Annotated in this window: 8 protein-coding genes and 5 pseudogenes; 6 read left to right on the top strand and 7 right to left on the bottom strand. The window is 58.0% G+C overall.

Going from position 1 to position 10,719, the window contains the following annotated elements; translation table 11 throughout:
* Window positions 1-64: 64 nt before the first annotated feature.
* Window positions 65-688, bottom strand: a pseudogene (locus OS035_RS32890) (IS3 family transposase); the annotation flags it as partial.
* A 471-nt stretch (window positions 689-1,159) separates the two neighbouring features.
* Between OS035_RS32890 and OS035_RS32885 the strand changes: the two are divergent.
* From OS035_RS32885 to OS035_RS32870, 4 genes are read left to right on the top strand one after another with little or no spacing between them, the layout of a single operon-like run.
* Window positions 1,160-2,458, top strand: coding sequence for a cytochrome P450 (locus OS035_RS32885; RefSeq protein WP_331815498.1), 1,299 nt, complete (start codon window positions 1,160-1,162; stop codon window positions 2,456-2,458).
* A 13-nt stretch (window positions 2,459-2,471) separates the two neighbouring features.
* Window positions 2,472-3,221, top strand: coding sequence for a class I SAM-dependent methyltransferase (locus tag OS035_RS32880; RefSeq protein ID WP_028744311.1), 750 nt, complete (start codon window positions 2,472-2,474; stop codon window positions 3,219-3,221).
* Between the two features lie 31 nt (window positions 3,222-3,252).
* Complete coding sequence (locus OS035_RS32875) at window positions 3,253-3,948, top strand: sulfotransferase family protein (protein ID WP_028744310.1); 696 nt, start codon at window positions 3,253-3,255, stop codon at window positions 3,946-3,948.
* 21 nt (window positions 3,949-3,969) lie between these two features.
* Entirely contained in the window at window positions 3,970-4,125 is a 156-nt protein-coding gene (locus OS035_RS32870; protein ID WP_155251708.1) for a hypothetical protein, read from the top strand.
* A gap of 20 nt (window positions 4,126-4,145) precedes the next feature.
* On the opposite strand, the pseudogene OS035_RS32865 reads toward OS035_RS32870, so the two are convergent.
* Window positions 4,146-6,537: pseudogene (locus tag OS035_RS32865) on the bottom strand (Tn3 family transposase).
* 187 nt (window positions 6,538-6,724) lie between these two features.
* Here OS035_RS32865 and OS035_RS32860 point away from each other — a divergent pair.
* The gene (locus OS035_RS32860; RefSeq protein WP_130827539.1) at window positions 6,725-6,964 is read left to right on the top strand and encodes a hypothetical protein; all 240 of its coding nucleotides are present in this window, start codon (window positions 6,725-6,727) and stop codon (window positions 6,962-6,964) included.
* A 19-nt stretch (window positions 6,965-6,983) separates the two neighbouring features.
* Window positions 6,984-7,577, top strand: a complete 594-nt coding sequence (locus OS035_RS32855; protein WP_012477311.1) for a recombinase family protein — start codon at window positions 6,984-6,986, stop codon at window positions 7,575-7,577.
* Between the two features lie 23 nt (window positions 7,578-7,600).
* Here OS035_RS32855 and OS035_RS32850 read toward each other — a convergent pair.
* From OS035_RS32850 to OS035_RS32830, 5 genes and pseudogenes are all read right to left on the bottom strand, one after another.
* Window positions 7,601-7,867 (bottom strand): annotated as a pseudogene (locus tag OS035_RS32850) (nucleoside kinase); the annotation flags it as partial.
* A gap of 264 nt (window positions 7,868-8,131) precedes the next feature.
* Window positions 8,132-8,404 (bottom strand): annotated as a pseudogene (locus OS035_RS32845) (ATP-binding protein); the annotation flags it as partial.
* Window positions 8,405-8,564: 160 nt separating this feature from the next.
* A complete protein-coding gene (locus tag OS035_RS32840) occupies window positions 8,565-9,575 on the bottom strand; it encodes a S8/S53 family peptidase (RefSeq protein ID WP_331815458.1) in 1,011 nt (336 codons plus the stop codon).
* Between the two features lie 2 nt (window positions 9,576-9,577).
* Window positions 9,578-10,240 (bottom strand): hypothetical protein, encoded by a 663-nt coding sequence (locus OS035_RS32835; protein ID WP_331815455.1) that lies wholly within the window; start codon window positions 10,238-10,240, stop codon window positions 9,578-9,580.
* A 66-nt stretch (window positions 10,241-10,306) separates the two neighbouring features.
* Window positions 10,307-10,534, bottom strand: a pseudogene (locus OS035_RS32830) (insulinase family protein); the annotation flags it as partial.
* Window positions 10,535-10,719: the final 185 nt, after the last annotated feature.

Here is a 10,719-nt window from a genome sequence, read left to right as displayed (position 1 = left end):
CTGTGTCGCCTGAATATCCACGAGCCGCTGACCTTTCCAGCCAGAGAAACTTAACGTGACAACACCTGCGTAGGAGATAAGGGTAAACCTTGTGCCCTGGCGCGGGTTTGGAGGTATCGACGATAGATCGCCTCGATGCCCATCTTCTTCATCAGCGTGGCGACGTGCAGCCGCCCAGTTTCCAGCCCTTCTCCCCTCAAGAGCCCTTGCAACATCCGACTTCCGGCAAACGGATAATCGAGATGCAGTTCGTCGATCCGGCGCATCAGAGCCAGATCGCCGTCCGAAACTGGACGCGGCAGATAATAGACGCTGCCACGGCTGAAGCCGAGAAGCTTTGCCTGGCGTGCGACCGACAATTTATGCTCGCGGTCGATCATTTCTTTCCGCCCAGCAATCCCGCCTTGCCGAGCGCTCCGGCTAAAAAATCGTTCTCCAATGTCAGCTCGCCGATCTTGGCGTGCAGCGTTTTCACATCGACGGTTGGCCCCGCCGGCTCCGTCTTCCCTTCATCGCCGAAAACGCCTGTCGCCCCCTCAAGGAGCTGGTCTTTCCACAGTTTGATCTGGTTGGCATGCACGTCGAACTGCTGGGATAATTCCACCAGCGTCTGCTCGCCTCGGATGGCGGCGAGCGCCACTTTTGCCTTGAAAGCCGGGCTGTGGTTCCGGCGCGGTCGTCTCGTCATGGTATCTCCTGTTTCCGGCATCTAAGCCGAAGTCAAGCAGAAATTCCACTTATCCCCGCTCGGGCTACGCCCTACCGGCGGTCTCAGGCGGGCGCCATAGTGGCCGACTCTTGCTCCGCCCCGTGGCCGGTTTTTACTCCGCCGTTGACATCGGGTTTATTGACTTCAAAAATAAGGTTTGCTAGCGTCTATCCGTTGCACATTCGCGCCGATACAAAATAAAGGAGTATGATATGAAGAATATATTTTCATATATTTGGAAATATTCCAAACTTAAAAGCCGCAAGCCGCGTTACATCTACACATACTGAACATTTTCCGACCCCCGGGATTTGGATGGCAGGTCCCCGGGGGTGACTATCTGAACTTGAGCAGGGGTCGAAGAGGCTCGCATTTCAATTTTAGCAGCCGCTTTCCACTATGACATACATCGCGAACCACAGACAAACGATACCCAGTCTTCGCAGGGGAGTGTTTTTCAGCAATAATCTCCGATTTCGATGGGATCCCCTTTCGTTACTGTCTTCGTGTCATGAGATCGAAAGCCCGCTTATTGCCATTGACGATGGATTCTACATCGTCACTGCACCGGAGCTCATCGAAACTATTCTTCATGATCGTGATGACCTCTTTCAGAAATCTGGATCTCCCGAAGACAGGGATATGGTGAGTTTTCCGTCCTCGCTTATGAACAGCTCGGGCGACGACTGGACAGTCAAACGCAGGGCGATGCAATCGGATTTCAATCTGAGAAGAGTTGCCTCCGGTTTGCGGACGACGTTCGGGTTGACCGAGGCGCATCTGGCGCGATGGCAGACGGGGCCTGCCTCATGCGACATCAGGAGGCTTTTGCAGCAGCTGTGCTTCGATGTGGGCTGTCAGTTTCTTCTAAAGATCACGCTCGACGAGGGGGGGAGAGTGGCATTCATGGCGTTGTCCGAGGCGATCATCCTGAAGACGCGTGATCCTGTACGTCTTCCGCTCGGTCGCTTTGACAGGACTAGTTACCGTCTGGCAAGCTCCCGCGAGGCCGCGAAGACCGTGGCGCATGCGGCCCTTGCCAGAGCAAGGCAGCAGCACAGTGGAGACGGAAACGCTGAAGGGGTTGGTCAATTCGGCATCCGTGCCTCCGTTGAAGAAGACGAATGGCTTTGTGACGAGTTCTGCGCCATGGTCTTGTCGGGGCTTGAGGCCATGTCTGCCGGACTGACCTGGACCTTGCACCTGCTGACGTCGCATCCGGACGTTTTGCAACGCGTTGCTGCGGAAGTGAACGCATCGGGCGCCGAATGGGCGACAGGCGGGGGAACCATAAGCCTCGATGCATTTCCTGAAACCCGCGCTTCGTTGATGGAAGCAATGCGACTGTTTCCACCGGCCTGGCTGACCGGGCGAACCGTGGCCCGGGATACGATGCTCGGCGACTTTTTTCTCGCCGCGGGAAGCGCGCTTATAATCAGCCCATGGATCAACCACCGCAGTGTCCGGTTTTTTGACGAACCCGGCCGCTTCAGACCGGAACGTTGGCTGGACGGGAGGTTACAGCCGCGATTGCCACGCTATGCCTTCTTTCCTTTCGGCGGCGGCAGCAAGCGCTGCATTGGCGAGCATTTCAGCCTCATGCATATGGCGCTCGTGCTGGTCTGCATTCTGAGACGATTCATTCTGAAACCAATGCCGAACTCGAAGGTGCGACCGTATCCGGCGCTCGTCCTGCGGCCTTTGGGCGTGAATTTGGCCTTAATGCCCCGTGCGACGGCGGGTGAATAGAGAGGAAGCACAGATGGACGCTCGTTCAGTCAACAATTATGAGAGCTACGCGGAATTTTACGACAACTGGCAGGACTCCTGGCCTGAAAGTGTCATGACGCCTTGCGTCAATGTGCTTTCGGACATAGCTGCCGGTCGGCCCGCGCTTGAACTTGCCGTGGGAACGGGGCGGATTGCGCTGCCGCTTTCCCAGCGTGGAATCGAAGTCTCGGGTGTCGATCTTTCCGAGGCCATGCTGGCCCGGCTCAGGCGGAAGCCGGGAGCTGAAAAGCTTTCAATCGTACAGGGCGATATGGTGGATGTGCCATTCGAGGGGACGTTCGGACTCATCTATTGCATTGCTTCGTTTGAATATCTCCTGACACAGGAAGATCAATTGCGCTTCTTCGCCAATGTTGAAAAACGTCTGGCCATCGGCGGCTCAGTGATCATCCAGACGATTATTCCGAACGAGGCGTTTTTTAGCAACGACTTCCGCCTCAATCGCATGTCCGATCTGCCGTCGGGTGAACACGAGATGGCATCCGTCATGCTTATGGGCGTGAAGGGCGATCCTGTTACCCAGGTTCTGGACCAGCGCATCATGGTGCTTGGCGAGAAGTCGCAGGTCTTTCGCCACAAGATCCGCTTCGTATGGCCGAACGAGCTTGACCTGCTTGCCCGGTCTGCTGGGCTCTCCCTTCATGCGAGATGGAATAACTGGCAGCGTGATGCGTTTGTCTCGACAAGTCGATTGGTGATTTCCGAATATCGCAGAGCCTGATCGCAAAGCGGTGCACTATGGGAGAGACGATATGAGCCTTTCTGTAATCGGCGCCGGGCTCGGGCGAACCGGCACCCTGTCCTTGAAGCTGGCACTGGAGCATCTGGGAGTGGCCCCCTGCTATCACGTCATGGAGATCGCGGCGACGGTCCGCAGGTCTCTGCCGCTCTGGAACGATGCTATCGGCGGTTCCGCTGACTGGGACCGTATCTTCGAAGGATATCGTGCGAGCGTCGATTATCCTGGCTGCCTGTTCTGGCGCGAATTGCTAGTGCATTATCCGCAGGCCAAGGTCATTTTGACCCTGCGGGATCCGGATGCCTGGTTCGAATCCGTGAGTGAGACGATTTTTCCCGTGGTCAGGAAGGGCACACTGCTTGGCCACGATGGCCTAGCGCTGAGCGATTTTTTGCGGAAGGATTTCGGTGATCGCATCGGCGACCGGGCTTTCATGACCGATTACTTTCGCTGCTGGAATCAATCCGTAATCGACGAGGTTCCCGCAGATCGCCTGCTCGTCCTGAATCCCGCCGACGGGTGGGACCCACTTTGCGCGCTTCTTGGCCTCAAGTGCCCTGACCGGCCCTATCCGTGGCTCCATGCTCGGATCAGGAAGTCGCGCTGGCAGCTGTTCCGCAGGCGGCCCATGCCGGAACAGAAGCCTGCAGAGCTGGAGATCAGTACCCGCAATTATCTGAATGACTTGCGCATATCTGCGTTTGGTTGACGTTCTGTTCTGAGGCAGATCATGGATACCAACGACTGGCCCTTCAAGAAACGGAATTTTGCCAACCGTTTCGATACCACCGTCTGGAGCGATGTCGGCTATCGCAATGACGATATTGTTGTCGCCAGCTATGCCAAGGTGGGGGCAGGACAAGAGCGGTTCAAAATCCTGCGCTAAGGCCGAACGGACGATGAACATCATGCGACCCTGAGAAGACGTCCGGGATGTCGCAATGGTCTGAAGCCTTCCGGCATTTGCTGCTCGGTGTCCCAGGAATAGATGCCGGTGAGGTTGATGTGCTCCCAACTGAGCGGCGAGACGTGCTTGAGCAGATCGTCGGGAACGTTCCGGCCCTGCTTGCGCAGATGGGTCGTGGCCCGGCTGAGATAGACGGTATTCCAATGGACGATGGTGCTGACGACAAGATTGAGTCCAGAGGCACGGAATGCCTGACTGTCAAAGGAGCGATCCCGGATTTCACCACGCTCATGGAAGAAGACGGCGCGCTTGAGCTTGTGGGCAGCTTCGCCCTTGTTGAGACCCGCCTGGCAGCGCCGGCGCAATACCGGGCTCGAATACCACTCGATCATGAACAGGGTTCTCTCGATGCGGCCAAGCTCGCGGAGCACCTTCGCCAGCTCGCTGGATTTCGATGACGCGGACAACCTTTTAAGGATCGTTGACGGCGCGACGGTGTGCGTCGTGATCGAGGCGGCCAGCCGCAAGAGATCGTCCCAGTGCTCAAGGATGAGCGCTGTGTTGATCGGCGCGCCGATATGGTTGGCCAGTGTCGGGTAGCCATCGGCCCTCTCGAAGGTGTGGAACTTCCGGTCCTTGATGTTGCGCAGCCGGGGCGCGAAGCGCTTGCCGACCATGGCGAACAGCGCAAAGACATGATCACTGGCGCCGCCGGTATCGGTGAACAGCTCGTCGATCTCCAGAATCGTGTCGTGGTCGAACAATCCGTCGAGACATAGACCGCCTCGCTCTCGGTCGGGCTGATCGGTAGAATGCTGAAGTAGCCATACTGATCGGAAAGCCCGCTGTAGAACTTCGATCCCGGCTCGCTACCATAGTGGAGATTGATATCGTGTCGCTTGGCGGCCCGGTCGCTGGCCCGGAAGAACTGGCCATCCGATGAAGCGGCCGTTCCATCACCCCAGAGCTGCGAATGCGGATGGCGCGTGTGTGCATCGGTCACACAAGCCTGCGCGGCCCGGTAAGTTTCGGATCGGGCGTGAAAGCTACGCATCCAGCCGATCTGATGGGCGCTGATGCCTTTCGAGGCACCCGCCATGCGTTTCGGGCCGAGGTTTGTGCCATCGGCGAGCACGCCGGCCAGCATGGCGGAGATGTTCTGCGGGACATCGCCGGTCCGAACATGGGTGAACTGGTCGGCAAATCCCGTCCATTCATGCACCTCCCGGAGCAGATCGGGGACTTCGACGAGAGGATACATTTCAGTGATTTCGGCATTCAGTGCTTCTGCCGCCGCAGGAACGTCGCTGGCGTGCGGTGTCACCCGACACGCCGATCCAGTGTCGTCATCGGGTCTGCATCCGTGTCGTTGGCCGCCTCCAGGGCAACGATCGTATCGAGGAACAGCCGCAATGCCTTCGATGTATCCATACGGGTGTTCATATGGCGCTGCTTTTTGCGGTTGTTGGCCTGGGAGAACAGCCGGCCCATCAGCTTGATGAACATCGTCACCGCATCGTCGGTGAGTTTTTGCCCGAGCCTGATGATCTGAGCGACGATCGTCGCGCGCCGGCGACTGGCATTGAAGTCGTTGGCGAGCCAGGCCGGTGTGGCGTCACCCTCCCGGACCATCTGATCCCATCGTCCCGAAGCGATCCAGGCCTGCAAGCGCGGGTCGATCCCGAGCGTGCGCAGGAATGCAATGCGCTCAGTCAATCCGACCAGGTTCAGCGCACCCGGAGCATCCGGAGCCGACCGCAGCCAGTGAAAGCGCGTCTGAGCGATCGTCGGATCGACTTCCAGCAGCCCGTCCAACGCTTGCAGCTTCTGCTGATCAAGATCCGCGATCAGCGCAGCCTCGGCGCGACGGCGGGCGATGGCAGGTGCTGCCAAGCCCATACGTTCTACCATGTTCGTTACCGGTAGCAGAACCCGGCGCTCTTGGAACGTGCCGATGATGGTATTCGCAATCGTCACACCCTTGTCGGTCGTTGAGGCGGTCTCAATTGCTGACAGCAGTGCAGCGCGACGATCCTCGGCTGTAGGACTCCTCATTTCCAGATAGCCCAGCAGGCGAGCTACATGGTTCATGCGTGTCTCTTCCCGGCGGGCGTACAGATCAAATGAAGCTGGATCGGCTCCGATTTGCTCGGCAATATAGTTGAGCATCGCCTTGGGCGGCATCTCGTTGGCCATGAGCGCGCGGCCCGGATAACGCATCAGGCAGAGCTGCACCGCAAAGCCAATTCGATTATGCTCGCGTCTGCGGACCTCGATTTCAAGCCGGTCGGACGGCGATAGGGAATAATGGCGGATCAGGCTGTCCTCGTCGGTCGGAATGTCGAAAAGCGCCTGCCGGTCCTGAGCTTTGAGAAGTTTCCGCTTGGCCATTTGCTACTCCGTACATTTGCGAGCCGATGATCTTGCCCTGTACGGAAAGGTTCGATTGCGTACAGGGGCGAAATGCTCGGTCCACCAATTACCTTGACAGCTTTTCGAACAGAATTGATATTTCGGACAGCCTATTCGGACGCAATCGCGTGCCCATGCAGCCCCCTGATCGGCAGGAGCAAACCAAGTGATTATAATTGACTTCATTCTCGAGGTGATCGGCTACACAACGGCCAGGATCGCATTGCCGGTCATCACCTTCGGCAAAGTGCGGGTGGAAACGATTTCCTCCTCGGAGACAGGATTTGATTGGCTCGGGTTTAAACGCGGATCGGACGGCGTATACCTTTGTCAGGCTCCAATGGCGGGATGGATTGGGTTGATCCCCTGGGTGCTCGGGATCGCTCTGATCATCGCAGTCATATAAGCTATCGGGCAGATCACCTATGCCGCGCACCTTCGCCTATGTCCGCGTCTCCACGACCGGGCAGACCACCGAGAACCAGATTCAGGAAATCGAAGCCGCCGGCTTCCACGTTGAGCCTCGTCGGATCATCACCGAGACGGTCTCCGGCAGCACCGCCATTGCGCAGCGCCGCGGCTTTTCCCGGCTCCTGGACCGGCTGGAGGCCGGAGACATTCTGATAGTGACGAAGCTAGACCGGCTCGGCCGCGACGCGATCGACGTCAGCGCCACAGTTAAGGCGCTGGCCGAAATGGGCGTGCGCGTGTATTGCCTCGCGCTTGGCGGCGCCGACCTCACCAGCTCGGCTGGAACGATGACGATGAACGTGCTCAATGCCGTCGCACAGTTCGAACGAGACTTGCTGATCGAACGGACGCAATCCGGCCTCAAGCGTGCCAAGTCGGAGGGCAAAACTCTCGGCCGCCCCTCAACCCTCAACGAAAAGCAGAAGCAAGATGTGCGCAACGATCTGGCAACGGGGATGAGTGTTTCGGCCATCGCCAGGAAATTGGCGACAAGCCGGCAGACCATAATGCGCGTGCGAGACGAAGGTTCACGCTCCGTTCGGTCTTAGCGCAGGATTTTGAACTGCTCTTGTCCTGCCCCCAATGTGGCAGGGTGGGTAGTGTCGGCAGCAATAGCGCGGACCTTGTCAACGGGCCAGATCCAGTACGTATATCGCCAAGCGACGCGGTCTGCGCCTTTGGGTGGTCCGGCGAGTGCCTGGCCTGTCTCGGGGTCACCGACATAAGCTAAGACCCGATCACCATGGATGACATGGTAGCCCCGCCGCTCCAGTTCGGTAGCGACAGACGTCTTTCCAGTGCCGGAACCGCCTTCGATCAGATAGTTCTTGATGCCCATAGGCTTTGTTTATCATGGCGATCGGGTGAGAAGACACTCGACCTGGGAGTGCTCAGGCAATCGCTGACCGATCAGGTCAGCTGTCCGTCCGCTACGCTAGCCACGTCCGGAACGCGCACCCAATTCGGCCGTATATCAACGGCGGAGTAAAAACAGGCACGGGGCGGAGCAAAAGTCGGCCACTGTGGCGCGCGCATGAGACCCCCGGGAGGGCGTAGCCCGAGCGGGGTCTCATGCGCGCGCGGCGCTTTCTGGAGAGGGGTTTCAGCCAGCCTTGCGGGCGCGGCTTTGAGCGAGACGATAGCTGTCGCCGTTCATCTCGAGGATGTTGACGTGGTGGGTGATGCGATCGAGCAGCGCGCCGGTCAGGCGCTCGGATCAAAGAGTTTCCGTCCATTCGTCGAAAGGCAGATTACTGGTGATCAGGGTGGCACCCCGCTCGTAGCGTTGCGAGATCAGTTCGAACAGTAATTCCGCGCCGGTCTTTGACAGCGCCACAAAGCCCAGCTCGTCGATGATCAGGAGCTTGTAGCTAGAACGACCTCTGAACCAGAGACCGATGTTCAGGGGGTTCAGATGAGCGTTCGCCAGGTATCGCAACGTGTTCCCGGGCCGGAGCCGCGACGGCACAGACGGCAATCCACCGCCTGGGCGCCGCGACCCACCCACGTTCGGACGCATGGGGTAGAGAGGCAGTCTAGTGGATCGAAACGGGTGCCAGCGCCCTCGATAGGCTGGCCTCGCCGCGGCCGTAAGCCTCCGGGTTGTAGTTGACGAGCGTGTCGGTCCTGGCTGTATCCAGCAGCTGATTAGTAATCTGTATCGGTGTTGCGGATGTGAACTTGCTGCCAAGGATGGCGGCATAGCCTGCAACCACAGGTGCCGCGAAAGACGTGCCGCGTTGGCCGATCTCGTCACGCTCGACACCCACGGTCAGGAAGTGGTTCTGCACCTCAGGGTTTGAGCCGGCATAATTCGAGTATGGTTCCAGCCGTGCCTTGTTCTCGGGAGTGCCATTGTGCTCCAGCGCACCCACAAAGATTGCCGATGGCGCCCCGATCAGCCCGATGGTTAGCTCATCGAAATCCCCTACGTGCGGCTGACCTACCTCGCGGCTGTGGTTGTCGGCACTCTTTGTGACGATGGCAGTCCCCGCCCAGGCGGCACCGACGATCGCCTGCTCGCGCGGATGCTGGCTCAGTGGCTCCCACATGCCGTAGCTCGCATTGATGACATTCAGGCCGTCCTGCAGCACGATCGAAGACTCCTCGAGATAATCATACTTGAATATGTTTGCGCCAGGGGCGACCATGCCGGCAATTTGAGCGACCCAATCCCCATGGCGCTGCCTCTGCGTACCGCGACCGAGATCCCCATCAATTGGCTGTCCCGTGAAGTCATCTGAGACATTTATCGATACGCCGGAACCGATAAAGCCTGATGCCCATGCTTGACCAATATCCGGGCTCATCCAGCAAAATGTGCCGTCGGCATTTTGTGGACAGCCCGAGCTACTGCTTTCCGCGGCTGGAGAACCGGTCGTTCCTTTGCCGCTGACAGCGGCACCAAGATCACCCGCGAAACCGGGTGCCGCCAACGCTACAAGACCGGCAACAAAACCTACCGGGAACCATTGCGTTTTGTGCATAAAAAATCTCCTGTCTGATTGTTCTTCATCAACGAAATGTACCGCCTTGCCTTTCACCATCGCTAGAATTCACCCGTGAACCGAAGACCGATTTTCAATCGGCTTGGCTCGAGGTTTATCATGTATTTCAACGTGTCCGAGGGCCGCAATTGCGACGCGGCCAGCCGGCAATTCACCCTCTGCTCACCGCTGATGGCACCATAGTCAGCTGTGCAAGGTCGTTCCGTCAGGTTCCCGCCCAAAATTGAACTGACGGTGAGAGAAAGCGTCGTGGATGCTGTCGGTCGCTTTTGCAAAATAAAGCCGAGTTTCACACTCGGCTCGATTCGGACCTTTTCGGCACGCTGACCGGTGCTCGCGCCCCACAGGATACCGAAATCGTCCGACAGCTGCGTCAACATTTCAAATCGCATGTCGGTCCAATTGCTATGGTACCACTTGTCAAAAGACACCAGGGTGCCATCCGACAGCTCGTATCCGCCTTGTCCCAGATGATCGGCGGTGGCGGTTAGCTCCGAACCCTGGTAAATGCCGACAAGGCTGGTCTCGTGTCCTTTCGCAGTCATCGCGCTGACGAAGAATGCCATCACGAACAGGACGAAACCCACCGTCGTCTCAGTGGGCATCTGCAACGCCCATCGTTTGAGCGGCCAAGCCCTTGCCGCAGACGCATGGCCGCCAGCGCACAACGTGTTCAATCGCAACCAGTCGCCCCCGTCCTTCAATTTTGCCGAGCCATCTCTTCACTCTGTCCGGCAGCCCTCTCATCGCACCGCCGCAACCTTCATGCCAATCTCCCCGTCGGCGACATGTGTTGAACCCTTGAAGGCCATGTGCTCGAGAAAATGCGCCAGACCCTGTTGGTTGCCGTTTTCCTGGAGCGAGCCGGAGGCGATGTGCAAACGGATCGCTGCCTGTCCGGCCGGAGTGACATTGCGCATAATTGCAAACCGCATGCCGTTGGCGAGCGTCCCGAAATGGACATCGGGGTCGGCTTGGAGATCGCTTTTGTGAAACATTTTTTATCCTGGCGTTGAGAATCAACGATGTGGTTGTTGAGGCCTAGCAAATGCATCGTCATGCTGCTTCTCTTGTGAAGAGCATATACGCGAGACTTACCCGCAGCTCAACGCGAGAATGACAGTTCCTATCAAACTCATCATGGTCTTGCGGAATCCCATGATGATTTCATCACGAATGCGGC

This window comes from Rhizobium sp. 268 (assembly GCF_036571585.1).
In the GTDB taxonomy this organism is placed as follows: domain Bacteria; phylum Pseudomonadota; class Alphaproteobacteria; order Rhizobiales; family Rhizobiaceae; genus Rhizobium; species Rhizobium redzepovicii.
The sequence above is the reverse complement of the archived record's forward strand: the minus strand, read 5'-3'. Positions and strand labels throughout refer to the sequence as shown.

Bases quoted from the DNA above. Each gene is read 5' to 3' on its own strand.
- OS035_RS32875 (WP_028744310.1), top strand. From the start codon at position 3,253: ATGAGCCTTTCTGTAATCGGCGCCGGGCTCGGGCGAACCGGCACCCTG.
- OS035_RS32880 (WP_028744311.1), top strand. From the start codon at position 2,472: ATGGACGCTCGTTCAGTCAACAATTATGAGAGCTACGCGGAATTTTAC.
- OS035_RS32870 (WP_155251708.1), top strand. From the start codon at position 3,970: ATGGATACCAACGACTGGCCCTTCAAGAAACGGAATTTTGCCAACCGT.
- OS035_RS32855 (WP_012477311.1), top strand. From the start codon at position 6,984: ATGCCGCGCACCTTCGCCTATGTCCGCGTCTCCACGACCGGGCAGACC.
- OS035_RS32840 (WP_331815458.1), bottom strand. From the start codon at position 9,575: ATGGTGAAAGGCAAGGCGGTACATTTCGTTGATGAAGAACAATCAGAC.